Source organism: Streptomyces sp. NPDC050759, from assembly GCF_044456945.1.
In the GTDB taxonomy this organism is placed as follows: Bacteria; Actinomycetota; Actinomycetes; order Streptomycetales; family Streptomycetaceae; genus Streptomyces.
In genome coordinates, this window is sequence record NZ_JBITGI010000005.1 from 219,256 (window position 1) to 244,694 (window position 25,439).

Annotated in this window: 22 protein-coding genes; 16 read left to right on the top strand and 6 right to left on the bottom strand. The window is 71.8% G+C overall.

The window, feature by feature from the left end:
- Positions 1-50 precede the first annotated feature (50 nt).
- The 3 genes from ACIBJB_RS17520 to ACIBJB_RS17530 are packed head-to-tail and all read left to right on the top strand — an operon-like array spanning position 51 to position 3,144.
- Entirely contained in the window at positions 51-1,058 is a 1,008-nt protein-coding gene (locus ACIBJB_RS17520) for a DUF5819 family protein (protein ID WP_398931338.1), read from the top strand.
- Positions 1,055-2,401, top strand: a complete 1,347-nt coding sequence (locus tag ACIBJB_RS17525; protein ID WP_398931340.1) for an HTTM domain-containing protein — start codon at positions 1,055-1,057, stop codon at positions 2,399-2,401. Before ACIBJB_RS17520 ends, ACIBJB_RS17525 begins: the two co-directional genes overlap by 4 nt.
- Positions 2,398-3,144 (top strand): TrmH family RNA methyltransferase, encoded by a 747-nt coding sequence (locus ACIBJB_RS17530; protein WP_398931342.1) that lies wholly within the window; start codon positions 2,398-2,400, stop codon positions 3,142-3,144. The genes ACIBJB_RS17525 and ACIBJB_RS17530 overlap by 4 nt, the downstream gene beginning before the upstream one ends.
- Here the strand turns inward: ACIBJB_RS17530 and paaN are convergent.
- Positions 3,141-4,832 (bottom strand): phenylacetic acid degradation protein PaaN, encoded by a 1,692-nt coding sequence (gene paaN / locus ACIBJB_RS17535; RefSeq protein ID WP_398931344.1) that lies wholly within the window; start codon positions 4,830-4,832, stop codon positions 3,141-3,143. The genes ACIBJB_RS17530 and paaN overlap by 4 nt on opposite strands.
- 160 nt (positions 4,833-4,992) lie before the next feature.
- On the opposite strand from paaN, the gene ACIBJB_RS17540 reads away from it, so the two are divergent.
- Both ACIBJB_RS17540 and ACIBJB_RS17545 read left to right on the top strand, forming a co-directional pair.
- On the top strand, positions 4,993-6,510 hold the full coding sequence (locus tag ACIBJB_RS17540; RefSeq protein ID WP_398931346.1) for a 3-hydroxyacyl-CoA dehydrogenase: 1,518 nt from the start codon (positions 4,993-4,995) through the stop codon (positions 6,508-6,510).
- Positions 6,507-7,097, top strand: a complete 591-nt coding sequence (locus tag ACIBJB_RS17545) for a TetR/AcrR family transcriptional regulator (protein WP_398931348.1) — start codon at positions 6,507-6,509, stop codon at positions 7,095-7,097. The genes ACIBJB_RS17540 and ACIBJB_RS17545 overlap by 4 nt, the downstream gene beginning before the upstream one ends.
- 2 nt (positions 7,098-7,099) lie before the next feature.
- On the opposite strand, the gene ACIBJB_RS17550 is transcribed toward ACIBJB_RS17545, so the two are convergent.
- Entirely contained in the window at positions 7,100-7,585 is a 486-nt protein-coding gene (locus ACIBJB_RS17550) for an Lrp/AsnC family transcriptional regulator (protein ID WP_059208227.1), read from the bottom strand.
- A gap of 189 nt (positions 7,586-7,774) precedes the next feature.
- Between ACIBJB_RS17550 and pdhA (ACIBJB_RS17555) the strand changes: the two genes are divergently transcribed.
- From pdhA (ACIBJB_RS17555) to ACIBJB_RS17580, 6 genes are all read left to right on the top strand, one after another.
- Entirely contained in the window at positions 7,775-8,920 is a 1,146-nt protein-coding gene (pdhA, locus tag ACIBJB_RS17555) for a pyruvate dehydrogenase (acetyl-transferring) E1 component subunit alpha (RefSeq protein ID WP_398931350.1), read from the top strand.
- Positions 8,917-9,921 (top strand): alpha-ketoacid dehydrogenase subunit beta, encoded by a 1,005-nt coding sequence (locus ACIBJB_RS17560; RefSeq protein ID WP_398931352.1) that lies wholly within the window; start codon positions 8,917-8,919, stop codon positions 9,919-9,921. Before pdhA (ACIBJB_RS17555) ends, ACIBJB_RS17560 begins: the two co-directional genes overlap by 4 nt.
- Complete coding sequence (locus ACIBJB_RS17565) at positions 9,921-11,357, top strand: dihydrolipoamide acetyltransferase family protein (protein ID WP_398931354.1); 1,437 nt, start codon at positions 9,921-9,923, stop codon at positions 11,355-11,357. Before ACIBJB_RS17560 ends, ACIBJB_RS17565 begins: the two co-directional genes overlap by 1 nt.
- 238 nt (positions 11,358-11,595) lie before the next feature.
- On the top strand, positions 11,596-12,516 hold the full coding sequence (locus ACIBJB_RS17570; RefSeq protein WP_398931356.1) for an NTP transferase domain-containing protein: 921 nt from the start codon (positions 11,596-11,598) through the stop codon (positions 12,514-12,516).
- Positions 12,513-13,886, top strand: a complete 1,374-nt coding sequence (locus ACIBJB_RS17575; protein WP_398931358.1) for a molybdopterin molybdotransferase MoeA — start codon at positions 12,513-12,515, stop codon at positions 13,884-13,886. The genes ACIBJB_RS17570 and ACIBJB_RS17575 overlap by 4 nt, the downstream gene beginning before the upstream one ends.
- Entirely contained in the window at positions 13,874-14,989 is a 1,116-nt protein-coding gene (locus ACIBJB_RS17580; protein ID WP_398931360.1) for a potassium channel family protein, read from the top strand. The genes ACIBJB_RS17575 and ACIBJB_RS17580 overlap by 13 nt, the downstream gene beginning before the upstream one ends.
- Here ACIBJB_RS17580 and ACIBJB_RS17585 read toward each other — a convergent pair whose 3' ends face one another.
- Together ACIBJB_RS17585 and ACIBJB_RS17590 are read right to left on the bottom strand one after the other, a co-directional pair.
- Complete coding sequence (locus tag ACIBJB_RS17585; RefSeq protein ID WP_398931362.1) at positions 14,990-15,838, bottom strand: ABC transporter permease; 849 nt, start codon at positions 15,836-15,838, stop codon at positions 14,990-14,992.
- The gene (locus ACIBJB_RS17590; protein WP_398931364.1) at positions 15,835-16,866 is read right to left on the bottom strand and encodes an ATP-binding cassette domain-containing protein; all 1,032 of its coding nucleotides are present in this window, start codon (positions 16,864-16,866) and stop codon (positions 15,835-15,837) included. Before ACIBJB_RS17590 ends, ACIBJB_RS17585 begins: the two co-directional genes overlap by 4 nt.
- 109 nt (positions 16,867-16,975) lie before the next feature.
- On the opposite strand from ACIBJB_RS17590, the gene ACIBJB_RS17595 reads away from it, so the two are divergent.
- A complete protein-coding gene (locus tag ACIBJB_RS17595) occupies positions 16,976-17,956 on the top strand; it encodes an NAD(P)H-quinone oxidoreductase (RefSeq protein ID WP_398931366.1) in 981 nt (326 codons plus the stop codon).
- A gap of 25 nt (positions 17,957-17,981) precedes the next feature.
- Here ACIBJB_RS17595 and ACIBJB_RS17600 read toward each other — a convergent pair whose 3' ends face one another.
- Positions 17,982-18,755: a hypothetical protein gene (locus ACIBJB_RS17600; RefSeq protein ID WP_398931368.1), complete on the bottom strand. Its 774-nt coding sequence runs from the start codon at positions 18,753-18,755 to the stop codon at positions 17,982-17,984.
- A 136-nt stretch (positions 18,756-18,891) separates the two neighbouring features.
- Between ACIBJB_RS17600 and ACIBJB_RS17605 the strand changes: the two genes are divergently transcribed.
- Together ACIBJB_RS17605 and ACIBJB_RS17610 are read left to right on the top strand one after the other, a co-directional pair.
- A complete protein-coding gene (locus tag ACIBJB_RS17605; protein WP_398931370.1) occupies positions 18,892-19,434 on the top strand; it encodes a bacterial proteasome activator family protein in 543 nt (180 codons plus the stop codon).
- A gap of 415 nt (positions 19,435-19,849) precedes the next feature.
- The gene (locus ACIBJB_RS17610) at positions 19,850-21,421 is read left to right on the top strand and encodes a protein kinase (protein ID WP_398931372.1); all 1,572 of its coding nucleotides are present in this window, start codon (positions 19,850-19,852) and stop codon (positions 21,419-21,421) included.
- A gap of 75 nt (positions 21,422-21,496) precedes the next feature.
- Here the strand turns inward: ACIBJB_RS17610 and ACIBJB_RS17615 are convergent, their stop codons facing one another.
- Positions 21,497-22,798, bottom strand: coding sequence for a phosphotransferase (locus tag ACIBJB_RS17615; protein ID WP_398931374.1), 1,302 nt, complete (start codon positions 22,796-22,798; stop codon positions 21,497-21,499).
- Between the two features lie 495 nt (positions 22,799-23,293).
- Here ACIBJB_RS17615 and pdhA (ACIBJB_RS17620) point away from each other — a divergent pair, with 495 nt between their 5' ends.
- Together pdhA (ACIBJB_RS17620) and ACIBJB_RS17625 are read left to right on the top strand one after the other, a co-directional pair.
- The gene (gene pdhA / locus ACIBJB_RS17620) at positions 23,294-24,442 is read left to right on the top strand and encodes a pyruvate dehydrogenase (acetyl-transferring) E1 component subunit alpha (protein ID WP_398931376.1); all 1,149 of its coding nucleotides are present in this window, start codon (positions 23,294-23,296) and stop codon (positions 24,440-24,442) included.
- 2 nt (positions 24,443-24,444) lie between these two features.
- A complete protein-coding gene (locus ACIBJB_RS17625) occupies positions 24,445-25,437 on the top strand; it encodes an alpha-ketoacid dehydrogenase subunit beta (RefSeq protein ID WP_398931378.1) in 993 nt (330 codons plus the stop codon).
- The last annotated feature ends 2 nt before the right edge of the window (positions 25,438-25,439 follow it).

The following is a 25,439-nucleotide window of genomic DNA, read 5'->3' on the forward strand; positions in this document are numbered from 1 at the left end:
CCCCTGCGGCCGGGTGGCGGTGGACGGACCGGAATCGGGAACGGGGCGGAATGGACGCGTACGACGGAGGCTCGAACGCCCGGCGACAACCGGGCGCCCCGAGCGAGCCGGGCGATGCCCCTGAGCCGCAGCGGCCGGACGGGTCGGACGTGCCTGATGGGCCGGAAAGAACGCAAGTGCCAGGTGAGCCGGACGGGCCGGAGAGAACGCAAGCGCCAGGTGAGCCGGCCGCGCCCTCCCAGCCGCGGGCGCAGTCCCCCGCGCCGGATGGTGAGCCCGTCGACGTGCCGTCGGCCGCGCCGGATCCGTACGCCGAGCCTACGGACACCCGACCCTCCGACCCCGCTGCGATAGGCCAGGCCGCAGACCCAGCCGCAGCAGCCCCCGCCCCTTACGGCGACCCTCACCCCCCGACCGGCGTGGCCGCTCTCTCCCTCCGCTATCAGATGGGTGTCGCCCTGGCGCTCGCCGTCGTGGCCGTCACCGTCTGTGTGCACATCGGGATGGTGTTCTTGCACGTCGCACCACAGAACACGGTGACCAAGCAGCACGGCAGGGCGGTCGACGACTGGGTCTACCCGGAGTTCGAGCAGAACTGGAAGCTGTTCGCGCCGAACCCGCTTCAGCTGAACATCGCGGTGCAGGTCCGGGCCCGGATACGCAGCGCTGACGGCGGCAGCCGTACGACCGGGTGGTACGACCTGTCCGCACAGGACGGCCGGGCCGTGGACGGCAATCTGCTGCCCAGCCACACCCAGCAGAACGAGCTGCGGCGCTCCTGGGACCTCTTCGTCGCCACGCACGACGCCGACAACCGCCCGGTCGGCCTGCGCGGCACGCTGTCCGAGACGTATCTGCGCCGCCTCGTGGTGCTGCGCCTGGAGCGCGACGACGCGACCGCGCGGGGCGACGTCCTTGTGAGCGTCCAGGTCCGCTCCAGGACCACGAACGTGCCCCCGCCCGAGTGGAGCGAGGAGAAGGTCTCGGTGCAGCCGGTCTACCGCGAGCTGCCCTGGTGGGCCGTGACGGCGGACGACAGCGAGGGGAGCGCACGGTGAACCGATTCGCCCTGGCGGTGTCGACCGGCATCGCGCGCGTCACCGGGGCCGCCCTCGTCCCCTACCAGACGGCGATGATCCGCATAGGCTTCAGCGCGACGTGGCTGCTGTTCCTGCTGCGCGAGTTCCCGCACCGCCAGGAGCTGTACGGCCCGGACGGTCCGTGGAACTGGAACCTCGCCGAGCAGCTGATCTCGATCAACGGCGCGTTCACGGCCCTGATGTGGTCCGACGGCCAGTTCTGGTTCGAGACCGTCTACGTGGTGGCCCTCCTGTCGAGCCTTCTGCTGCTGCTCGGCTGGCGCACCCGCGCGACGTCCGTGCTCTTCATGGTCGGCGTGCTCTCACTGCAGAACCGCAGCGTCTTCATGGGCGACGGCGGCGACAACGTCCTCCATCTGATGTGCATCTACCTCGTCTTCACCCGCTGCGGCCAGGTCTGGTCGCTGGACGAGCGGCGGGCCCGGCGCACGCGGGAGGCACGCGCGCGTGGGGAGCATGTCGTGGACCGGGCCGGTCCGGCCCTGTGGGGTGTCCTCGGGCTGGTGCTGGTGTCGGTGGCCTTCCTGGGCAAGCTGAACGGCGACTGGTTCGTCCCGGCGCTTCTGTGGGTCCTGTGGTCGGCGCAGGCCCTGTGGTGGGCGGTCGGACGGTTCGCCCGGTCCGGCCAGCCGCGGATCATGCTCGACGTCGTCGCCGACATCATCCACAACGGCGCCCTGCTCGTGATCATGGCCGAGGCCTGTCTGATCTACGCGACGGCGGGCTGGTACAAGATCCAGGGCTCCCGTTGGCAGGACGGCACCGCCGTCTACTACCCCCTCCATCTGGAGTCCTTCTCGCCGTGGCCCGCCCTCGCCGACCTGCTGTCGGCGAATGGCGTCATGGTGATGCTGGTGACCTACGGCACGGTCGCCGTGCAGGTCGCGTTCCCGTTCACGCTGTTCAACCGGCGGGTGAAGAACGTCCTGCTGGCCGCCATGATCACCGAGCACGCCGTGATCGCGGTCGTCCTCGGCCTGCCGTTCTTCTCGCTGGCGATGATCGCCGCCGACTCGGTCTTCCTGCCGACGTCCTTCCTTCGCCGACTCGGCGACGGGGCCGCACGCGCGCGTGGCCGCCTATGGGCGCGCTTCCCGGGCGGGGGCGGCCCGGGCCCGGGGCTGCCCCGACAGCGCGGTCCGAAGGGACAACGGGGTATCAAAGGGCAACAGGGCCCCCGACAGCCGGGCGCACCGGAGGAGCCGGGGTCCGCGCGGACCCCGGGACCCGCCGACGGCCCTGGCGACCACCCCGGCGACCCCGAGAACCCCGATCACACGCACGTAGGCTTTCCCGCATGACCGGTCCCGATCCCGTGAGCCTGTGGCACCGGCTCGCCGACACCTCCGTGCTGCTCGACGGCTTCCACGCCCTCAAGCACGCCGTGCGCTTCGGGGCCGACGTCCCGGTGGCGGTCGCCGTCGACCGGGCCGCCGCGCTCGCCCTGGCCGAGGAGCTGGCGCCGGACGTACGGGACACCCTGGACGCGCTGCTGACACCGGTCCCCGAGTCGGTGTACGCGTCCCTCGTGCCGCGTCCGCACCCCACGGCGGTGGCGGCCCTGGCCGTACGACCGTCCCGGGCCGCCCATCTCGAGAAGCTGGCGCACGTGCCGCGTACCGCCCCCGTTGTGGTCCTCGACCATCCACGCAACCTCGGCAACGCCGGGGCCGTGATCCGGCTGGCCGCGGGCTTCGGGGCGACCGGCGTGGTCACCACCGGCACGCTCGACCCCTGGCACCCGACAGTCGTACGCGGAGGGGCGGGCCTGCACTTCGCGACCGTGGTCGAGCGCCTGACGGTCGCCGAGCTGCCGCCCGGCCCGGTGTTCGCCCTGGATCCGGAGGGCGACGACATCCGGGGCGTGAAGCTCCCGGACGACGCCGTTCTCGCCTTCGGCTCGGAGCGCAGCGGGCTGTCGCCCGAACTGCGCGCGCGTGCCGGTCACCTGGTGGCGCTGCCGATGCGCCCCCAGGTCTCCAGCTACAACCTGGCGACGAGCGTGGCGATGACCCTGTACCACTGGAGCCTCGGCGGGTCCTAGGCCTCCCGGCGCACCTCGACCACCCGGAACCGGTTGGCGACGAACGCCCCGTCGCACAAAGCGGAGTTGGCCGCCGGGTTGCCCCCCGAACCGTGGAAGTCGGAGAACGCGGCCGTCTGGTTGACGTAGACCCCGCCCACGAGGTTCAGCGACAACTGGGCCGCCTCCTCCAGGCAGACCTCCTGGACGGCCTGCTCGACCTCCTCGTCGGTGGTGTACGCGCCGACCGTCATGGCGCCCTTCTCGCGAATCGTCCGGCGCAGCAATTCGACCGCGTCGGAAGCCGAGTCCACCGCCACGGCGAAGGACACCGGCCCGAAGCACTCGCTCATGTAGGCGGCCTCGTCGTCCGGCTTGGCGCCGTCCAGCTTGACGAGGACGGGGGTGCGGGCGACCGCGCCCGGGAACTCCGGGTTGGCGATCTCCCGCGACGCCAGGGCGACTTCTCCCAGCCCCGCCGCGGCCTCCAGGCGCGCCTTCACGTCCGGGTTGACGATCGCGCCCAGCAGGGCGTTCGCGCGCGCGTCGTCGCCGAGGAGGCCGTCGATGGAGCGGGCTAGGTCGGCGACCACCTCGTCGAAGGTCTTGGGGCCCTCGTCGGTGCGGATGCCGTCCCGGGGGATCAGCAGGTTCTGCGGGGTCGTGCACATCTGGCCGCTGTACAGCGACAACGAGAAGGCCAGGTTGGCGAGCATCCCCTTGTAGTCGCCGGCCGACTCCACGAGCACCGAGTTGACGCCGGCCTTCTCGGTGTAGACCTGTGCCTGACGGGCGTTGGCCTCGAGCCAGTCACCGAATGCCGTCGAGCCGGTGTAGTCGATGATCCGGATCTCCGGGCGTGTGGCCAGGGTCTTCGCGATGCCCTCGGCGGGGCGTTCGGCGGTGAGCGCCACCAGGTTCGGGTCGAAGCCGGCCTCGCTCAGGACGTCCCGCGCGACCCGGACCGTGAGCGCGAGCGGCAGCACCGCGCGCGGGTGGGGCTTCACCAGGACCGCGTTGCCGGTGGCCAGGGAGGCGAACAGGCCCGGATAGCCGTTCCACGTCGGGAAGGTGTTGCAGCCGATGACAAGGGCGATGCCCCGGGGGACCGGCGTGAACTGCTTGGTGAGCGCGAGCGGTTCGCGCTTGCCCTGCGGCTTGGTCCACTCCGCGGTGTCGGGTGTGCGGACCTGCTCCACGTACGCGTACGCCACCGCCTCCAGGCCGCGGTCCTGCGCGTGCGGGCCGCCGGCCTGGAACGCCATCATGAACGCCTGGCCGCTGGTGTGCATGACCGCGTGGGCGAACTCGTGGGTCCGGTCGCTGATCCGCTTGAGGATCTCCAGGCACACCACCGCGCGGATCTCCGCGCCCGCGTCCCGCCACGCCTTCTGGCCCGCCTTCATCGCGGGCAGCAGCACGTCCACGTCCGCGTGCGGGTACTCGACGCCCAGCTCGATGCCGTACGGCGAGACCTCGCCGCGCACGAAGTCGTCCGTGCCGGGCTGGCCGAGGTCGAGGCGGGTGCCCAGGAGGGCGTCGAAGGCGGCCTTGCCCGCCGCCATGTCGAGGCTGCCCTGCTCGCCGTAGGCCTTGGGATGCTCCGGGTGCGGGGACCAGTACGCGCGGGTGCGGATCGCTTCGAGCGCCTGGTCGAGGGTCGGCCGGTGCTTGGCGATCAGCTGGTGGACGGTCAGTTCGGCGGCCATGCGGGACCAACTCCTCGTCTTTCGAACTCTTCGTCGAGCTCATGACCTGGGCAGAAACATGGGCAGGAACAGCCGGACAGAGTTAGAGTAACCGAACGATCGGTCGGGACAAGGGGGTCCGCCGCATCTGTGGAAAACCCCGTGCGGGAGGATCGCGCACATGACAGGACTCGACCTCAGCAGCCCCGTGGCCGTTGTCGGCACCGGCACCATGGGCCAGGGCATCGCCCAGGTCGCGCTGGTCGCCGGACATCGTGTACGGCTCTACGACGCCGCCCCCGGCCGTGCCCGGGAGGCGGCCGACGCGATCGGTGCCCGCCTTGACCGGCTCGTCGAGAAGGACCGGCTCACCGCCGCCGACCGGGATGCGGCGCGCGCCCGTCTCGCGGCCGCGGAGCACCTCACCGACCTCGCGGACTGCACCCTGGTCGTCGAGGCCGTCCTGGAGCGACTGGACGTCAAACAGCAGCTCTTCCGGGAGCTGGAGGACATCGTGGTCGAGGACTGTCTGCTCGCCACGAACACCTCCTCCCTGTCGGTGACGGCCATCGCCGGCGCCCTGCGCCACCCGGGCCGCTTCGTGGGCCTGCACTTCTTCAACCCCGCCCCGCTGCTGCCGCTGGTCGAGGTCGTCTCCGGGTTCGCCACCGACGTCTCCTCGGCCACGCGCGCGTACGAGACGGCACGCGCGTGGGGCAAGACGCCGGTCGCCTGCGCCGACACCCCGGGCTTCATCGTCAATCGCATCGCGCGGCCCTTCTACGCCGAGGCCTTCGCGGTCCACGAGGCCCAGGGGGCAGAGCCCGCCACCATCGACGCGGTCATGCGCGAGTGCGGTGGCTTCAAAATGGGCCCGTTCGAGCTGACCGACCTGATCGGGCAGGACGTCAACGAGTCCGTGACGCACTCCGTGTGGCGGGCCTTCTTCCAGGACGTGCGCTTCACGCCCTCGCTGGCCCAGCAGCGTCTGGTCGAGTCGGGCCGGCTCGGCCGCAAGAGCGGACAGGGCTGGTACGACTACACCGACGGCGCCGAGCGCGACGAGCCGCACACCGCGGAGCCGGCCCAGCCGCCCGCGTACGTCGTCGCCGAGGGCGACCTGGGCCCCGCGTCCGAACTGCTCGCCCTGATCCGCGAGGCGGGCATCCCGGTCCGCGAGGACGAGGAGGACCACGGCACCCGGCTGGTCCTGCCGAGCGGCGGACAGCTCGCCCTCGCCGACGGGCAGACCTCGGTGGAGTTCCGGGACGTCGTCTACTTCGACCTCGCCCTCGACTACCGCAGGGCCACGCGCATCGCGCTGTCCGCCTCCCAGGACACCTCGCAGCAGACCCTCGCCGAGGCCACCGGGCTCTTCCAGGCGCTCGGGAAGGACGTCAGCGTCATCGGTGACGTGCCCGGCATGATCGTCGCCCGCACGGTCGCCCGCATCGTCGACCTCGCGCACGACGCCGTCGCCAAGGGCGTGGCCACCAAGGAGGACATCGACACCGCGATGCGGCTCGGGGTGAACTATCCCCTCGGCCCGTTCGAGTGGAGCCGCAGGCTCGGCCGCAACTGGGCGTACGCCCTCCTCGACGACCTGCACATGCGCGACCCCTCCGGGCGGTACGCGCCCTCGCTCGCGCTGTACCGCCACGCGTACGCCTCCGACAAGCGGGAGGGCAGTACCTCATGACGACCGCCAAGCGGGACACATACACCCCGGAGACGCTGCTGTCCGTCGCCGTGCAGATCTTCAATGAGCGCGGCTACGACGGAACCTCCATGGAGCACCTCTCAAAGGCGGCCGGTATCTCCAAGTCGTCGATCTACCACCATGTGTCGGGCAAGGAGGAGCTCCTGCGCCGGGCCGTCAGCCGGGCCCTGGACGGCCTCTTCGGGATCCTCGACGAGGAGCACGCGCGCGTGGGCCGTGCCTCCGCCCGCCTGGAGTACGTCGTGCGGCGCATGGTCGAGGTGCTGATCGCCGAACTCCCGTACGTCACCCTGCTGCTGCGCGTGCGCGGAAACACCGGCACCGAGCGCTGGGCCCTGGAGCGCCGCCGTGACTTCGACCACCGGGTCGCCGAGCTCCTGAAGGCGGCGGCCGCGGACGGCGACGTACGCGACGACGTGGAGGTACGCCTCGCGACCCGCCTGGTCTTCGGCATGATCAACTCCATAGTGGAGTGGTACCGCCCCGACGGACGCGGGATGAACGAACGCGAAGTCGCCGACGCGGTCGTGCAGTTGGTGTTCTCCGGGCTGCGCGAACAGTCCTGACGTCAGCCCTGCGGTTCCAGGTCCTCCTCCTCGAAGACCAGGAGGGTGCGGGTGCTGAGGACCTCCGGGATCGCCTGGAGGCGGGTCAGGACCAGCTCGCGCAGGGATCTGTTGTCGGGCGTGTGGACGAGGAGCAGCACGTCGAAGTCCCCGCCGACCAGCGCGATGTGGGAGGCCCCGGGCAGCTGTCTGAGCTGTTCCCGGACCGTTCGCCAGGAGTTCTGGACGATCTTCAGGGTGATGTACGCCGAGGTGCCCTGGCCCGCGCGCTCGTGGTTGACGCGGGCCCCGAAGCCGCGGATGACGCCGTCCTCGACGAGCCGGTTGATCCGCGCGTAGGCGTTGGCGCGCGAGACGTGCACCCGTTCGGCGACCGACCTTATCGACGCGCGGCCGTCCGCCTGGAGCATCTGGAGGATGTCCTGATCGATGGCGTCGAGCGGACGCGGGGGCGGGAGGGGGGCGCCGCTCTCCGGGCCTTCGGCCATTTGTTCAGATGCCATGTCCCCCCGCCTCCGTGTCATGGACGTACTGCGTTCATTGGAGGTTGTGGAGAACCGTTTGTCCACAGCCTGAGGGGGCCGGTAGCCAAAATGTGCCGACGACCGAACAATCGGTAGGTGAGGCGCCTCACACCCGTGGTGCGCCACCAGCCGCTCCCACGAGGAGATGCCGTCATGACAGTCATGGAGCAGCGGGGCGCGTACCGGCCATCGCCGCCGCCCGCATGGCAGCCCCGCACGGACCCCGCGCCCCTGCTGCCCGACGCGGAGCCACGACGCGTCCTCGGCACCGACGCGGCCGCGAAGGCCGACCCGGCCCTGTTGCGCCGCCTGTACGCCGAGCTGGTGCGCGGCCGCCGCTACAACACGCAGGCCACCGCCCTCACCAAGCAGGGCCGCCTGGCGGTCTACCCCTCCAGCACCGGACAGGAGGCCTGCGAGGTCGCCGCCGCGCTGGCCCTGCAGGACCGCGACTGGCTCTTCCCCAGCTACCGCGACACCCTCGCCGCCGTCGCCCGCGGCCTGGACCCCGTCCAGGCACTGACCCTCCTGCGCGGCGACTGGCACACCGGCTACGACCCGCGCGAACACCGCGTGGCCCCCCTGTGCACCCCGCTCGCCACCCAGCTCCCGCACGCCGTCGGCCTCGCGCACGCCGCCCGCCTCAAGGGCGACGACGTGGTCGCGCTCGCCATGGTCGGCGACGGCGGCACCAGCGAGGGCGACTTCCACGAGGCGCTGAACTTCGCCGCCGTGTGGCAGGCCCCGGTGGTCTTCCTGGTCCAGAACAACGGCTTCGCCATCTCCGTCCCGCTCGCCAAGCAGACCGCGGCCCCGACGCTGGCCCACAAGGCCGTCGGCTACGGCATGCCCGGGCGCCTGGTCGACGGCAACGACGCGGCCGCCGTGCACGAGGTCCTCAGCGCCGCCGTACGCCACGCGCGTGGGGGCGGCGGACCCACCCTGGTGGAGGCGATCACCTACCGCGTGGACGCCCACACCAACGCCGACGACGCGACCCGCTACCGAGGCGACGCCGAGGTCGAGACCTGGCGCGGGCACGACCCGATCGCCCTCCTGGAACACGAGCTGACCGAGCGCGGCCTGATCGACGAGGACGGCATCGAGGCCGTGCGCCAGGACGCCGAGGAGTTCGCCGCCGGACTGCGCGAGCGCATGAACCAGGACCCGGTCCTCGACCCCATGGACCTGTTCGCCCATGTCTATGCCGAGCCCACCCCGCAACTGCGCGAACAGCAGGCCCAGCTGCGGGCCGAGCTCGAGGCCGAGCACGACTCTCACGGGGGTGCGCACCGATGACCACCGTCGCCCTCAAGCCGGCCACCATGGCGCAGGCCCTCACGCGCGCGCTGCGCGACGCGATGGCGGCCGACCCCACCGTGCACGTCATGGGCGAGGACGTCGGCACCCTCGGCGGTGTCTTCCGGGTCACCGACGGGCTCGCCAAGGAGTTCGGCGAGGACCGCTGCACGGACACCCCGCTCGCCGAGGCGGGCATCCTCGGCACGGCCGTCGGCATGGCGATGTACGGGCTGCGGCCGGTCGTGGAGATGCAGTTCGACGCCTTCGCGTACCCGGCGTTCGAGCAGCTGATCAGTCATGTGGCGAAGATGCGCAACCGCACGCGCGGGGCGATGCCGCTGCCGATCACCATCCGGGTCCCCTACGGCGGGGGCATCGGCGGGGTCGAGCACCACAGCGACTCCTCCGAGGCGTACTACATGGCGACGCCGGGGCTCCACGTCGTCACGCCCGCGACCGTCGCCGACGCCTACGGCCTGATGCGCGCCGCCATCGCCTCCGACGACCCGGTCGTCGTCCTGGAGCCCAAGCGGCTGTACTGGTCGAAGGACTCCTGGAACCCGGACGATCCCCGAACCGTTGAACCGATAGGCCGCGCGGTGGTGCGGCGCCCCGGCCGGAGCGCCACACTCATCACGTACGGCCCGTCGGTACCCGTGTGCCTCGAAGCCGCCGAGGCCGCGCGGGAGGAGGGGTGGGACCTCGAAGTCGTCGACCTGCGCTCACTGGTGCCGTTCGACGACGACACGGTCTCGGCCTCGGTACGGCGGACCGGACGAGCGGTCGTCGTGCACGAGTCGGGCGGGTTCGGCGGACCGGGCGGGGAGATCGCGGCCCGGGTCACGGAGCGCTGCTTCCACCATCTGGAGGCGCCGGTGCTGCGCGTGGCCGGGTTCGACATCCCCTACCCGCCGCCGATGCTGGAGCGTCATCATCTGCCCGGCGTGGACCGGATCCTGGACGCCGTGGGGCGTCTGCAGTGGGAGGCGGAGAGCTGATGGCGCAGGTGCTGGAGTTCAGGCTGCCGGATCTCGGCGAAGGCCTGACCGAGGCGGAGATCGTCCGCTGGCTGGTGGAGGTCGGCGACGTCGTCGCGGTCGACCAGCCGGTCGTCGAGGTCGAGACGGCCAAGGCGATGGTCGACGTCCCGTGCCCCTACGCCGGCGTCGTCACGGCCCGTTTCGGCGAGGAGGGCAGCGAGCTCCCGGTGGGGGCACCGCTGATCACGGTGGCGGTCGGGGCGGCGGCCCCCGGCGGTTCGACGGAGGCCTCCGGTGGTTCGGCGGGGGGCTCGGGCAACGTACTGGTCGGGTACGGCACCTCGGAGGCACCCGCGCGGCGGCGGAGGGTACGGCCGACACCCGCCGTGCCCGCGGCCGCGAACGGCCGGAGCGTCGCCGCCGAGCCGGTTGAGGAGCCGGACGGCGGGCCCCGGGCGCAGACGGCCGGACGGGACGTGTCCAGGGCGGTGGCGACCGGACGGGTGGAGGAGTCCGGTGCGCCCGCGGCCGGTCGGGCCGGTGCGCCCGAGGCCGTGGTGGACGGGCCCGTTCCCGTGATCTCGCCCCTGGTGCGCCGGCTCGCGCGCGAGAACGGCCTCGACCTCAAGGAGCTCACCGGCTCCGGCCCGGACGGACTGATCCTGCGGGCGGACGTCGAGTACGCCCTGCGGGCCGCCGCCGTACAGACGCGTACGGCTCCCGTACCGGCCGCCACCCCGGCGACAGCCCCAGCGACGACCCCCGGAGGGACCCGCGTCCCCCTCAAGGGCGTCCGGGGCGCCGTGGCCGACAAGCTCTCGCGGAGTCGGACCGAGATCCCCGACGCCACCTGCTGGGTGGACGCCGACGCGACGGAACTGATGCGCGCGCGTGCCGCGATGAACGCGACCGGCGCTCCGAAGATCTCCCTGCTCGCGCTGCTCGCCCGGATCTGCACCGCCGCCCTCGCCCGTTTCCCCGAGCTCAACTCCACCGTGGACATGGCGGCCAGGGAGATCGTGCGACTGGACGCCGTGCATCTGGGGTTCGCCGCGCAGACCGAGCGGGGACTGGTCGTACCGGTCGTGAAGGACGCGCACGCGCGGGACGCCGAGTCGCTGTCCGTGGAGTTCGCCCGGCTGACCGAGGCGGCCCGCACCGGCACCCTCACCCCCGCGGAACTCACCGGCGGCACCTTCACGTTGAACAACTACGGCGTGTTCGGCGTCGACGGCTCCACGCCGATCATCAACCACCCCGAGGCCGCCATGCTCGGCGTCGGCCGCATCGTCCCCAAGCCGTGGGTGCACGAGGGCGAGCTGGCGGTGCGCCAGGTCGTCCAGCTCTCGCTCACCTTCGACCACCGGGTGTGCGACGGCGGCACCGCGGGCGGATTCCTGCGGTATGTGGCGGACTGCGTGGAACAGCCGGCGGTCCTGCTGCGCACCCTGTGACCGCGGCGCGCCCCGGGCCGCTGCCTGGAGCAGCGTGGTGTCATCCGCGGGTACGCGCGGTGGTCGACCCCGAGGCGGTAGGCCCTGCCGTCGCACCCGCTGGTGCACGGCCGAGGTGGACAGGCCCGTGTCCTTGCCCAGATCCGGCACGCCGCGGTCGCGGCGCCGGCACCCGTACGGCGCGATCGCGGCGCCGCCGCACGTTCCCTGTGATCGCGGCGGCACGCATACTCGGGGGGTGACCTCGTACGAGCCCTCGCGCGATCCAGGCGCCGGTCCGGTGTACGACGTGGTGGTGCTCGCCGGGGGCGCCGCCCGGCGGCTCGGCGGCGCGGACAAGCCCGGTGTGCGGGTGGGGGGACGCGCCCTGCTCGACCGTGTCCTCGCCGCCTGCGCGGACGCCGGCACCACCGTCGTCGTCGCCGACCCCCGCCCCACAGCCCGGCCGGTCACCTGGGCCCGCGAGGACCCGCCCGGCGGCGGCCCGCTGGCCGCCCTGGACGCCGGTCTGCGACACACCACGGCGCGGTACGTCCTGGTGCTCTCCGCCGACCTGCCCTTCCTCCAAGAGGGCACCGCACGGCTGCTGCTGACCGTCCTGCGCACGGGCGGCGCCGACGGCGTGCTGCTCACCGACGCCGACGGCCGCGACCAGCCGCTGGTGGCCGCGTACCGCGCGACCTCGCTGCGCCACGAACTCGCCGCGCTCACCAAGGAGCACGGCGCTCTCTCCGGCCTTCCGCTGCGCCGGCTGACCGCCGCGCTCGACCTCACCCGCGTCCCCGACCCCGTCGCGTCCTTCGACTGCGACACCTGGGACGACATCGCCACCGCCAGGGCACGCATCAGGGAGCATGGGCACGTGTTGGATGAATGGATTTCCGCAGTCAAGGACGAACTGGGCATCGACCTCGACGTCGACACCGGCGTGCTGCTCGACCTCGCCCGTGACGCCGCACACGGCGTGGCCAGGCCCGCGGCACCACTGACGACGTTCCTCGTCGGCTACGCCGCGGCGCGTGCAGGCGGTGGTCCCGAGGCCGTCGCCGAGGCCTCCCGCAAGGCCGCGGCCCTGGCCCTGCGCTGGGCCGACGAGGCCGACGGCGACACCGCCGCCACGCCCGACGGGGGCCCCGACACCCGCCCGGACGCCGGATGACCGCCCGGTCCCTGCGCAGCGGCGAGAACGCCGAGGACGCCGACGAGTTCGACGTCGAGGAGGCGCTGGCGCTGGTGAAGGAAGACAACGGTGCCGCCCACCATGCCCCGGCACCCCCGCCCCAGGGCTCCGGCCGCGCGCCCGAACCGCACGCCCACCACAAGGCGACCCCCTGGACCGAGGCCCGCGCCACGGCCGCCCGGGCCGCCCGTGCCGTGAGCCGCAACGCCCGCCGCGCCCCCGTCTCCGTACGGCTCGAGGACGCCCTCGGTCTCACCCTGGCCGCCCCCCTCGACGCCCTCACCGACCTCCCCTCCTTCAACACCTCAGCCATGGACGGCTGGGCGGTCGCGGGACCCGGCCCCTGGGCCGTGCGGGACGAGGGGGTACTGGCCGGACACGCCGAGCCCGCGCCCCTCACCGACGGCGAGGCGGCCCGGATCGCCACCGGCGCGCGCATCCCCCCGGACACCACCGCCGTCCTGCGCAGCGAGCACGGACAGACCGACGAGAAGGGCAGGTTGCACGCCACCCGGGAGGTCGTCCACGGCCAGGACATCCGCCCGCGCGGACAGGAGTGCCGCAGCGGGGACCAGCTCCTGCCGCCCGGCGCAATCGTCACCCCGGCCGTCCTCGGCCTTGCCGCGGCCGCCGGATACGACACCCTCGCCGCTGTCCCCCGCCCCCGCGTCGACGTCCTCGTCCTCGGCGACGAGTTGCTCACCGAGGGCGCTCCGCGCGACGGCCTGATCCGGGACGCGCTCGGGCCGATGCTCCCGCCCTGGCTGCGCGCGCTCGGCGCCGAGGTCACCGCCGTACGCCGGCTCGGTGACTCCGCCGCGGCCCTGCGCAAGGCCGTCACCGGCTCCGATGCCGACGTGATCGTCACGACCGGCGGCACCGCGGCCGGACCCGTCGACCACGTCCACCCCGTTCTTGGCCATATCGGCGCCGAGCTCCTGGTCGACGGCGTCAAGGTGCGCCCCGGCCACCCCATGCTGCTGGCCCGCACCAAGGAGAACCAGCACCTCATCGGCCTGCCCGGCAATCCTCTGGCGGCGGTCTCCGGCCTGCTCACGCTCGCCGAGCCGCTGCTGCGCACCCTGGCCGCCCGCCCGGCCCCGGAGCCGTACACGCTGCCCTTGCGGGACGAGGCCCACGGTCATCCGTACGACACCCGGCTCGTCCCGGTCGTCCTGCGCGGTGACAGTGCGGTCCCGCTGCACTACAACGGCCCGGCCATGCTGCGGGGCATCGCGGCAGCCGACGCCCTCGCCGTCGTACCGCCCGGGGGTGCCCGGCCGGGGCAGGAGGCCGAACTGCTCGATCTGCCCTGGGCATCCGCCGGGATCGGGGTGTGTTTCACGTGAAACTTCCGGGCCATGACGCGATCGCCCGCCAGGCGGACGAGCATCTCGTGACCCACAAGGTGAAGCTGCCGCGCAAGGTGGTGGAGCACCCGTTCCGCCAGGTCGCCAAGCGGGTCCTGATGGCGCTGCTGGTCCTCGCAGCGACCGCCCTGATCGTCTACGCCGACCGCGACGGGTACAACGACAACTCCGACCGGTCCGTCGACTTCCTCGACGCCTGGTACTACGCGACCGTCACCCTCTCCACCACCGGATACGGCGACATCACCCCGGTCAGCGATGCCGCCCGGCTCACCAACATCTTCGTCATCACTCCCCTGCGCGTGCTGTTTCTGATCATCCTGGTCGGCACGACGCTCGAAGTCCTCACCGAACGCACCCGGGAGGAGTGGCGGCTCAACCGCTGGAGGTCCACCTTGCGCGACCACACCGTCGTCGTCGGCTTCGGCACCAAGGGACGGTCGGCGATCCAGACCGTCTGCGCGACGGGTCTGAAGAAGGAGCAGGTCGTGGTGGTCGACCCCAGCGGCAAGGCGATCGACGCCGCCACCGCCGACGGCTATGCGGGAATCATCGGGGACGCCACACGCAGTGAGGTGCTCATGCGCGCCGAGGTGCACAGGGCACGGAAGATCATCATCGCCACCCAGCGCGACGACACGGCCGTCCTCGTGACCCTGACCGCCCGACAGCTCAACAAGGGCGCCAAGATCGTGGCCGCCGTGCGCGAGGAGGAGAACGCGCCGCTGCTCAAGCAGTCCGGTGCCGACGCGGTCATCACCAGCGCCAGCGCGGCCGGCCGGCTCCTCGGTCTTTCGGTGCTCAGCCCCGCCGCCGGCATGGTGATGGAGGACCTCATCCAGCAGGGCAGCGGGCTCGACATCGTCGAACGGCCGGTCATAAAGGCCGAGGTGGGAAGGAAGCCGAGGGAGACGGACGACCTGGTGGTGAGCGTTGTGCGCGGGCACCGGGTGCTCGGCTACGACGATCCGGCCATCGGGACGCTGGAGCTGACGGACCGACTGATCACGATCGTGCGCGCGACGCCGGGCACCCAGGTGGCACCCGACGCACGCCCGCTGCCTCCGATGCCCTCGCAGTGATCACTTGCGGTTGTAGAGCCGCATGGTGACCGGTCCGAAGACCGCGACGAACAGGCCCGCCCACGCCAGCGACCAGGCGATCTCGTCGGTGGGCCAGTCGCCCGCCATCAACCCGCGCACGGCCGAGGACAGATGGGTGATCGGGCTGTTGTTGACGAAGGCCTGGAGCCAGCCCGGCATCGTGCGAGGGTCGACGAAGACGTTGGACAGGAAGGTCAGCGGGAAGATCACCATCATGCTGACGCCCATCACCGACTTCTCGGTGCGCAGCAGCAGCCCGAACATCGTCCAGATCCACGAGAAGGCGAACGAGAACACGACGAGAAGGGCGATCCCGGCGACCACCCCGGCGACGCCGCCGTCCGGACGGTAGCCGAGGATCACACCGACGGTGAGCATCACGACGGACGCGATCGTGTAGCGCAGGGCATCGCCGAGCAGATAACCGACCATCACCGACGGCCGCCAGATCGGCAGCGTGCGGAACCGGTCGAAGACGCCCTTCTCGATGTCGGTGTTCACCGAGACACCGGTGTACATCGTGATCATCACGACCGACATCACCAGGATGCCCGGCAGCAGGAACTGGATGTACTCCTTCGGGGACCCGGCCAGGGCGCCCCCGAACAGGTACGTGTACATCAGCACCATCATGATCGGGAACGCGGTGACGTCGAAGAGCTGCTCCGGCACATGCTTGATCTTGAGGATCGCCCGCCAGCCGAAGGTCAGCGAGGCCGACAGGGCGCTCGGGCGCGGCGGACGCTCCCCGGTGACCAGCAGCGCGGCCAGCGACTCCGCGCTGACGGGGGCGAGGTCCTGGGCCTCGGTCTGTGTCGCGGTGCTCATGCCGCCACCTCGTCCTTGTCGTCGCGGGAGTCGCGGGAGTCGCGGGAGTCGCGGGCCTCGTGCGTGTCGTGTCCGGTAAGGGCGAGGAAGACCTCGTCCAGGCTGGGCTGGCCCAGCGAGAAGTTGTCGACGGTGATCCCGGTGCGGGCCAGTTCGGCGAGGGCGCGCGAGGCCTGCTCGGCGGCCGTGTCACCGGCTGCCGTGGCGAGCCGGGCCGTCAGCGCGACCGAGTCGGGTTCCAGCTGCACCTGGGCGTCGAGGACCCGTCGTAGGATCTCCGCCGCCTCGGGCCGCTGCCCGCCGTCCCTGAGACGCAGATGCACGGTCCCGGCGCCCACCGAGGCCTTCAGCTCGCCCTTCGTGCCCTCGGCGATCACCCGGCCGTGGTCGATGACGGCGATCCGCGAGGCCAACTGGTCGGCCTCGTCCAGATACTGCGTGGTCAGCAGCACGGTGGTGCCCTGGGCGACGACCGCGCGCACGATGTCCCAGACCTGGTTGCGGCTGCGCGGATCGAGGCCGGTGGTCGGCTCGTCGAGGAAGAGCAGTTCGGGTGTGTTGAGGATGGACGCGGCGATGTCGATACGACGCCGCATGCCGCCGGAGTAGTGCTTGACCTGCTTCCCGGCCGCGTCCGAAAGACCGAAGGCGTCCAGGAGCTGGCCGGCACGCTCGCGTGCGGCCTTCTTGTGGTGGCCGAGGAGGCGGCCCAGCAGGACCAGGTTCTCGGTGCCGGTGAGGTCCTCGTCGACGGAGGCGTACTGGCCGGTGAGGCTGACCCGGCCGCGTACCTCGTCGGCCTCGCGGACGACGTCGTGGCCGAAGACGTGGGCCTCGCCGCCGTCGGGCCTGAGCAGGGTGGCGAGCATCTTCACGGTGGTGGTCTTGCCGGCGCCGTTCGGGCCGAGGACGCCGTAGACCGTGCCGGCCGGCACGGCGAGGTCGACTCCGTCGACGGCCCTGGTCTCGCCGAACGTCTTCACCAGGCCCGCCGTTTCGATGGCCAGGGCTGACGTGTGCTGGCTCATGGTCGGGTTTCCTTCCGCGTACATGGGCTACGCATGGGGAGACCTTTACCGTCGCGCAAACTCATCGGTCGTGCACGGGCTTTTCCGGGCGGGGAGTAGCGTCGGGCGCATGCATGCGATCACGATTCCCGAACCCGGTGGGCCCGAGGCGCTGGTCTGGAGCGAGGTGCCGGATGCCGTGGCCGGCGAGGGCGAGGTGCTGGTCGAGGTGGTGGCCGGCGCCGTCAACCGCGCCGACATCCTGCAACGGCAGGGCTTCTACAACCCCCCGCCCGGCGCCTCCCCCTACCCCGGCCTGGAATGCTCCGGACGGATCGCCGAGATCGGCCCCGGTGTCTCCGGCTGGGCCGTCGGCGACGAGGTGTGCGCGCTGCTCGCGGGCGGCGGCTACGCAGAGAAGGTCGCCGTACCGGCCGGACAGCTGCTGCCCGTGCCCAAGGGCCTCGACGCGAAGCGGGCGGCCGCGCTGCCCGAGGTGGTCTGCACGGTCTGGTCGAACGTCTTCATGGTCGCCCACCTGCGCCCCGGCGAGACCCTGCTGGTGCACGGCGGCTCCAGCGGCATCGGCACGATGGCGATCCAGCTCGCCAAGGCCGTGGGCGCCAAGGTCGCGGTGACCGCGGGCACGCCGGAGAAGCTGGACCGCTGCGCCGAGCTCGGCGCGGACATCCTGATCAACTACCGGGAACAGGACTTCGTCGAGGAGGTCAGGAAGGCCACCGACGGAGCGGGCGCCGACGTCATCCTCGACAACATGGGCGCGAAGTACCTCGACCGCAACATCAACGCACTCGCCGTCAACGGACGGCTCGCGATCATCGGCATGCAGGGCGGCATCAAGGGCGAGCTGAACATCGCCACGCTGCTGAACAAGCGCGCCGCTATCAGCGCGACCTCGCTGCGGGCGCGGCCGCCGGCGGAGAAGACGGCGATCGTGGCGGCCGTACGCGAACATGTGTGGCCGCTGCTCGACGCCGGGCACATCCGTCCCGTCGTCGACCGTGAGCTGCCGATGAGCGACGCGGCCGCCGCGCACCGGGTCGTCGAGGAGAGCGGCCACATCGGTAAGGTCCTGCTGGTCGCGCCGTAGGCGTTCCGGCGTTTTCGGTACGGCCCTACCCGCGCCGTATCCGCAGCGCGAACAGGCCGAGCCCGAGCCCCAGTCCGACCAGCACCAGCCCGGTGCCGAGCGGCAGGATGAACACCTTGGGCGCGGCCGCGGGCCGCTGCGCGGGCCGTGACGGTGCAAGGGCGGTCCGCGGGGGCGGCTCCGACACGGCGGTGAGGTCACCGTCCCCGGCATCGGTCTTCCCGGCATGGGTCCCCCCGGAGTCCGTGCCCTCGCCGTCCACGTCCTCCTCCACCGGCTCCTCCCGCCGTCCCGGCCGCTCCCGCCCTTCACCCGCACGGCTTCCGGCGCGGGAGGGGGTTGCGGCAGAGGGGGAGGGAGCGAGGGAGGCCGAGGGTGAGGCGCGCTTCGGGCCATGGCCCCGCGGGGCATCCGAGGGTCCGGCGGGTGGGGAGGGTGCCGTGCTCGTGGCGGGGTGCCGCGGTCCGTGAGCCTCGACCGCGCTCGACGGGGTGTCGGAGGGGGAGGCCGACGAGCTCGGGGTGGTGCGCGGCGGGGTCCCGGTGCTGAGGGACCAGTCGGTCCTCCGCAGCGGCCGGTGGGCGGGTGGCAGGGTCGGGGACCGCGGCTCGGTGAAGGAGGGTGACGCGCTCGCGGCGCCGCGCGGGCGCCCCGAGCTGGTCGGGCCTGCCGAGGTGAGGGGGTGCAGCTCGGCGCCGTAGGCCTGAGGGGTCCCGTACGGCAGGCCGCCCTGCGGCAGGACGACGGCGCTCGAGCCCACCACGATCGCCAGTACCGTCGCACGTAGCCAGGGAGTCACGGGACAAGACTGGCACTCAGTCAGGAAACCGGCATTCCGGGCGGAGCCATGGGGGCGATCCGTTCCGCGGACGGTGGATCAGCGCATAGCGGGGGCACCTCACTGGTGACATGTACGGGTGCGAGAGAATGGCGGCATGGAGATGCCGAGGAACGAAGGTTCGCCGGAAAGTCCCCAGATCCTGGTCGTGGGCCAGGACGGGATGGCGCTGGGCGGCGGGGGTGACGACGACTCCCGCGAGGTTCCGGTCACGGAGATGGTCGAGCAGCCCGCGAAGGTCATGCGGATCGGCAGCATGATCAAGCAGCTGCTCGAAGAGGTGCGCGCGGCTCCTCTCGACGAGGCCAGCCGGGCGCGGCTCAAGGAGATCCACGCCAGCTCGGTGAAGGAGCTGGAGGACGGTCTGGCCCCGGAACTCGTGGAGGAGCTGGAGCGGCTCTCCCTGCCCTTCAACGAAGACGTGACCCCGAGTGATGCGGAACTGCGCATCGCCCAGGCCCAGTTGGTGGGCTGGCTCGAGGGTCTCTTCCACGGGATCCAGACCACGCTGTTCGCCCAGCAGATGGCCGCGCGGGCCCAGCTGGAGCAGATGCGCCGTGCGCTGCCCCCGGGCGTCGGCGGCCATGAGGAAGGTGTCGACCCGCGGGCCGGCGGCCGCTCGGGCGGACCGTACCTGTAACCCCCGACCTGGGAAGGGCCCGGCAGCCGACGCTGCCGGGCCCTTCATGTCGCCGGTGGGAAACGCTCGTACGGGTTCTTCTTCCGGGCGAGGTCCGTGCCGGGTCGGCGTGCCGGGGAGCGGCGGGCGTGACCTTGGCCACGGAGTCCCGCTCCGGGCCGCCCGTCCCCCGCGGAAGCGAGGTGCCCGTTCCGTGACCGTACGCGAAAGAAAGGTCGCGCGGGCGTTACAGGTGCCCTACGGCCGGTACACAGGATTTGCACGCCGAGACGTAGTACAGGTTTGATGGCCGGTCCGTCTCGGGCCGGTCCCCGGGCTCATCCCGGACCGGCGGCTTGCGTGAAGGCTGTAGCGTGGCCGACGGAGACCGTGACAACACCGCGCGCACCGCGGGCAGAAACGACGGCGAGGACCGATGGCACAGCAGCAGCGCGCTCAGGGCCCGTCCGACCCCGAGGCGACTGGCGGCGGAATGTCAGATGCGCCGGAGCTGTGGGGTAACGGCGGACTGGTGGGGGACGGCCGATATCGGCTGACCCGCAGACTCGGCCGGGGCGGTATGGCCGAGGTGTTCGCGGCCGAGGACGTACGGCTCGGCCGCACCGTGGCCGTCAAGCTGTTGCGCGCCGATCTCGCCGAGGACCCGACCTCCAAGGCCCGCTTCACGCGCGAGGCCCAGTCCGTGGCCGGTCTCAACCACCACGCGATCGTCGCCGTGTACGACTCCGGCGAGGACTTCGTGGGCGGCCAGTCGGTGCCGTACATCGTCATGGAGATCGTCGAGGGACGGACGATCCGGGATCTCCTCCTCAACGCCGAGGCGCCCGGTCCCGAGCAGGCCCTGATCATCGTCTCCGGGGTCCTGGAAGCGCTCGCCTACTCGCACCAGCACGGCATCGTGCACCGTGACATCAAGCCGGCGAACGTGATCATCACGCACAACGGCGCCGTCAAGGTCATGGACTTCGGCATCGCCCGCGCCCTGCACGGCGCGTCCACGACGATGACGCAGACCGGCATGGTCATGGGCACCCCGCAGTACCTCTCCCCGGAGCAGGCCCTCGGCAAGGCGGTCGACCACCGCTCCGACCTGTACGCCACGGGGTGTCTGCTGTACGAACTCCTCGCATTGCGGCCGCCGTTCACCGGCGAAACCCCGCTCTCCGTCGTCTACCAGCACGTCCAGGACATCCCGACGCCTCCGTCGCAGGTCTCCGACGCCGTCCCGCCGGAGCTCGACGGCCTGGTCATGCGCTCGCTGGCCAAGGAGCCGGACGACCGTTTCCAGACGGCCGAGGAGATGCGCGGACTCGTCCAGTACGGCCTGCAGATGCTGTATGACCAGGGAGGCCACACCGGCACCTGGAACACCGGCCCGGTGACGGCGCACGACGGCCGCGGCACGCCCTCCGCGGGCTTCGCGAGCACCAGCGTGCTGCCGCACCCCGGCGACTCCTCCGGCACCACCCAGATTCCGCAGCCGATCCTGCCCTCCGGCTACAGCGGCGGGGACGACGGCGGCTTCGAGGGGCACGGCAACCGGGGCAGCGGCCGCGGCAAGCTGTGGATCCTCGCCGTCCTCGCGGTGATCGCCGTCGCGGCGGGCGTCGCCCTGGCGCTCAACGGCGGCGGCGGTGGCGGGGACGGTGGCGGCACCGGCAGCTCCGTGACGCCGACCACCTCGAAGAGCACCGACGACCAGACGGCCAGCGAGACGCCGAGCGACGAGCCGACCGAGGAGGAGACCGACACCTCCACGGACAACAGCGGCAGCTCGGGCGACACCGGCTACACGCCGTCCTATACGCCGTCGTACACGCCCTCGTACACGCCGTCGCCCACGGAGACGCAGCCGTCCGAGACCGCGACGGAGCCCTCGGACACGCCGGAGCCGAGCGATACGGCGCCGGAGCCGACGGAGTCGGCGGACCCGACCGGCGGCGGCCTGGTCGGAGGTGCGGGCGGCGGCGGAGGCGGCGACTCCTGACCGCCCGCGACCCTTCGCGCGCGCGTGGCCTGGGAACGGGCGCCACGCGCGCGTGCCGTTTCCGCGACCCCTGCGTCATTCCACGAACGCGTCGCACACCGCCTCGTACTCCCGCGTCCACCACACCACCAGCGCCGACGCCGCCGGGAACTGGGAATCGGCGCGGGTGTCACCCCGCTCGTAGTGCCAGCGCAGCATCCAGAAGTCGTTGAGGCGCTCCCACCACACGCGATGCACGGCCGCCGCGAGTTCCGAGGGCGTGGCTCCCGCCGTACGCCGGTACGCGCGCGCGTACGCCCGCACCTTCGGCAGGTCGAGCGTCCCCGCGGGACGTACGAAGAAGATCGCGGCGGCGCGTACCGCCTCCTCCGCGCGGGGCTTCACGCCGAGCCGGTCCCAGTCGACGATCGCGGCGGGCGCGTCACCCCGGTAGAGCAGGTTGAAGGGGTGGAAGTCCCCGTGCACCCAGCCCACCGGCCCGCCGTGCGGAGGCCGTCGTCCCACGTGCTGTTCGAGCAGTGACCGCCGCTCCAGGAGCCGGTGCCGGGCCAGCTCGTCGAAGGAGTCGGCCGGCCGGTGTCCGCGCACACGCGCGAGGAGGTCGTCGATGAGCGCGAAGGTGGCGGCGGGGTCGGCGCCGGCGTCGACGGGGGGCGCGGTCCCGGCGTTCCGGACGTGCGGGTGACCGGCGTGCGACGTCCCGGCACGGGTGCCGTGGGTACGCGCGGCGGCATGGCCCATGGAAGCGGCGCTTTCTGCACCCGGCGCGCTCCGGCCCGCCCGCGCGCGGGGCCGGCCGTCCTGCACCCCTTCGCCCGGCGGGGCGAGGCGCCGGCCACCCGGTGTTCCGGCGCCCCACGGCGTGCGCGGCTCGCTGCCCGGGGCGCCTTCGTCGGCTCGTGCGCCGCCGACCGCCGACGCACCCTTCTCCCCCTGCCCACACCCCTCCCCCTGCCCACACCCCTCCACCGGCATCACCCGCTCCAGGCTCGCGTGCACCACCCCCAGCAGCGCCCCGAGCCGGCCGCACTGCTCGGCGGTGAGCTGGGCGCCGTGGCGATGGCGGCCCTCGATCCAGGGGTGGAGGGCGTAGGCGTGCCCGCCGACGACCGCGACGGTGCGGCCGTCGTGGCCCGGGAGGGGCGGGGCGACCGGGACGCCGAGGGCGGCCAGGCGCTGGGTGGCACCGTGCTGGCGGGCGATCGCCTCGGGGGCGGCCGTCTCGGGGTCGAAGTGGTGCTTGAGGAAGTAACGGCCGCGGGTCGTGCGGAGCCGGTAGCCGCGGTTGAGAAGGCCTTGGTCGACGGGATCGCAGGCGAGGGCGGATCCGGCGGCGTACCGGCGGAGGAGGGCGGCCAGTGGGGGCGCGTGAGGCATGAGAGGTGGTACAGGAGAGCGCGGCACGCGCCAGATGCTAGGGCACGAATCAGCACTGTGAGCTGGGCATTGTCGCGTACAGTCACAGATCGACACAGTGCGTCGCTGTCGGTCGCCTTCGGTCACGGGGCTTCTTCGCACACTCAGCAAGTCGAACGCGAATGCTCTTCCGGTGACCTGGGTCGACGGGATAACGTGCCGTTGCTCCGGCCTCCTGCAAGGCTGTGACCAGCGCCCCTTCCAGCCTTTCCCGATTTACTTGGAAATCCAAGCAAAATCGCAGGTCAAAGGGGGTTTCACAGAAATGTGGCGCACTGGGTAACGTGATTCTTGCAGGGCGCTCGCCGGGGCACCTGTCACGCCTGTTCCGGCCACGTGACACCCACCCCGTGCACGGGTGTCGGAAACAGGTGAGCCGCTTCCCCAGGCTCTGAACGAGCTGGGGGACCCCCAGCTCCCGGCAACCCCGAGGGCCGGACCGACGGAGGAGCACACGTGACCGTGGAGAGCACTGCCGCGCGCAAGCCGCGACGCAGCGCCGGGACGAGGAAGTCCCCGAGCACCAAGCCCGAACTGGTTCAGCTGCTGACGCCCGAGGGCAAGCGCGTCAAGAACGCCGAGTACGACAAGTACGTCGCCGACATCACCCCCGAAGAGCTCCGCGGCCTCTACCGCGACATGGTGCTCACCCGCCGCTTCGACGCCGAGGCCACCTCCCTGCAGCGCCAGGGCGAGCTGGGCCTGTGGGCTTCGCTGCTCGGCCAGGAGGCCGCCCAGATCGGATCGGGACGGGCGCTGCGCGACGACGACTACGTCTTCCCCACTTACCGCGAGCACGGCGTGGCCTGGTGCCGCGGGGTCGATCCGACCAACCTGCTCGGCATGTTCCGCGGGGTGAACAACGGCGGCTGGGACCCCAACGGGAACAACTTCCACCTCTATACGATCGTCATCGGCTCCCAGACGCTGCACGCCACGGGCTACGCGATGGGTGTCGCCAAGGACGGCGCCGACTCCGCGGTCATCGCCTATTTCGGCGACGGCGCCTCCAGCCAGGGCGACGTGGCCGAATCGTTCACCTTCTCCGCGGTCTACAACGCCCCGGTCGTGTTCTTCTGCCAGAACAACCAGTGGGCCATCTCCGAGCCGACCGAGAGGCAGACCCGCGTCCCGCTCTACCAGCGCGCGCAGGGCTTCGGCTTCCCCGGCGTACGGGTCGACGGCAACGACGTGCTCGCGTCGCTGGCCGTCACCAAGTGGGCCCTGGAGCGGGCTCGCGGCGGCGAGGGACCGACGCTCGTCGAGGCCTACACGTACCGCATGGGCGCCCACACCACCTCCGACGACCCGAGCAAGTACCGGGCCGACGAGGAGCGCGAGGCCTGGGAGGCGAAGGACCCGATCCTGCGCCTTCGCCGGTACCTGGAGGCCTCAAACCACGCGGAAGAGGGATTTTTCGCGGAACTGGAGACCGAGTCCGAGGCGTTGGGCAGGCGAGTGCGTGAGGCGGTCCGTGCCATGCCGGATCCGGACCGCTTCGCCCTCTTCGAGCACGCGTACGCGGACGGACACGCGCTCGTCGACGAGGAGCGGGCCGAGTTCGCCGCCTACCAGGCGTCGTTCACGGATGGGGAAGGGGCCTGATCATGGCGGAGACTGTGACGTTCACGAACATGGCACTGGCCAAGGCGATCAACGAGTCGCTCAGGCGCGCCCTGGACACCGACCCCAAGGTCCTCGTCATGGGTGAGGACGTCGGCAAGCTCGGCGGCGTCTTCCGCGTCACCGACGGCCTCCAGAAGGACTTCGGCGAGGACCGGGTCGTCGACACCCCGCTCGCCGAGTCCGGGATCGTCGGCACCGCGATCGGCCTCGCCCTGCGGGGCTACCGCCCGGTGGTGGAGATCCAGTTCGACGGCTTCGTCTTCCCGGCCTACGACCAGATCGTCACCCAGCTGGCGAAGATGCACGCGCGGTCTCTGGGCAAGGTCAAGATGCCCGTCGTCGTCCGCATCCCCTACGGCGGCGGCATCGGCGCCGTGGAGCACCACTCGGAGTCCCCCGAGGCGCTCTTCGCGCACGTGGCGGGCCTGAAGGTGGTCAGCCCCTCCAACCCCTCCGACGCGTACTGGATGATGCAGCAGGCCATCCAGAGCGACGACCCGGTGATCTTCTTCGAGCCCAAGCGCCGGTACTGGGACAAGGGCGAGGTCAACACCGAGGCGATCCCCGGCCCCCTGCACAAGGCCAAGGTGGTCCGTGAGGGCACCGACCTGACCCTGGTCGCCTACGGCCCGATGGTGAAGCTCTGCAAGGAGGTCGCCGACGCGGCCGCCGAGGAGGGCAAGTCGCTGGAGGTGGTGGACCTGCGCTCGGTCTCGCCCCTGGACTTCGACTCGATCCAGACCTCGGTGGAGAAGACCGGGCGCCTGGTGGTGGTCCACGAGGCCCCGGTGTTCTTCGGTTCGGGCGCGGAGATCGCGGCCCGGATCACGGAGCGCTGCTTCTACCACCTGGAGGCCCCGGTGCTCAGGGTGGGCGGCTATCACGCCCCCTACCCGCCGGCCCGCCTGGAGGAGGAGTACCTGCCGAGTCTGGACCGGGTACTGGATGCCGTCGACCGCTCGCTGGCGTACTGAGG

What these genes read in the sequence shown, in the direction of transcription:
- ACIBJB_RS17520 (WP_398931338.1), top strand. Translation starts at nt 51, where the DNA reads ATGGACGCGTACGACGGAGGCTCGAACGCCCGGCGACAACCGGGCGCC.
- ACIBJB_RS17530 (WP_398931342.1), top strand. Translation starts at nt 2,398, where the DNA reads ATGACCGGTCCCGATCCCGTGAGCCTGTGGCACCGGCTCGCCGACACC.
- paaN (WP_398931344.1), bottom strand. Translation starts at nt 4,832, where the DNA reads ATGGCCGCCGAACTGACCGTCCACCAGCTGATCGCCAAGCACCGGCCG.
- ACIBJB_RS17540 (WP_398931346.1), top strand. Translation starts at nt 4,993, where the DNA reads ATGACAGGACTCGACCTCAGCAGCCCCGTGGCCGTTGTCGGCACCGGC.
- ACIBJB_RS17545 (WP_398931348.1), top strand. Translation starts at nt 6,507, where the DNA reads ATGACGACCGCCAAGCGGGACACATACACCCCGGAGACGCTGCTGTCC.
- ACIBJB_RS17550 (WP_059208227.1), bottom strand. Translation starts at nt 7,585, where the DNA reads ATGGCCGAAGGCCCGGAGAGCGGCGCCCCCCTCCCGCCCCCGCGTCCG.
- pdhA (WP_398931350.1), top strand. Translation starts at nt 7,775, where the DNA reads ATGACAGTCATGGAGCAGCGGGGCGCGTACCGGCCATCGCCGCCGCCC.
- ACIBJB_RS17560 (WP_398931352.1), top strand. Translation starts at nt 8,917, where the DNA reads ATGACCACCGTCGCCCTCAAGCCGGCCACCATGGCGCAGGCCCTCACG.
- ACIBJB_RS17565 (WP_398931354.1), top strand. Translation starts at nt 9,921, where the DNA reads ATGGCGCAGGTGCTGGAGTTCAGGCTGCCGGATCTCGGCGAAGGCCTG.
- ACIBJB_RS17575 (WP_398931358.1), top strand. Translation starts at nt 12,513, where the DNA reads ATGACCGCCCGGTCCCTGCGCAGCGGCGAGAACGCCGAGGACGCCGAC.
- ACIBJB_RS17585 (WP_398931362.1), bottom strand. Translation starts at nt 15,838, where the DNA reads ATGAGCACCGCGACACAGACCGAGGCCCAGGACCTCGCCCCCGTCAGC.
- ACIBJB_RS17590 (WP_398931364.1), bottom strand. Translation starts at nt 16,866, where the DNA reads ATGAGCCAGCACACGTCAGCCCTGGCCATCGAAACGGCGGGCCTGGTG.
- ACIBJB_RS17595 (WP_398931366.1), top strand. Translation starts at nt 16,976, where the DNA reads ATGCATGCGATCACGATTCCCGAACCCGGTGGGCCCGAGGCGCTGGTC.
- ACIBJB_RS17605 (WP_398931370.1), top strand. Translation starts at nt 18,892, where the DNA reads ATGGAGATGCCGAGGAACGAAGGTTCGCCGGAAAGTCCCCAGATCCTG.
- ACIBJB_RS17610 (WP_398931372.1), top strand. Translation starts at nt 19,850, where the DNA reads ATGGCACAGCAGCAGCGCGCTCAGGGCCCGTCCGACCCCGAGGCGACT.
- ACIBJB_RS17615 (WP_398931374.1), bottom strand. Translation starts at nt 22,798, where the DNA reads ATGCCTCACGCGCCCCCACTGGCCGCCCTCCTCCGCCGGTACGCCGCC.
- ACIBJB_RS17625 (WP_398931378.1), top strand. Translation starts at nt 24,445, where the DNA reads ATGGCGGAGACTGTGACGTTCACGAACATGGCACTGGCCAAGGCGATC.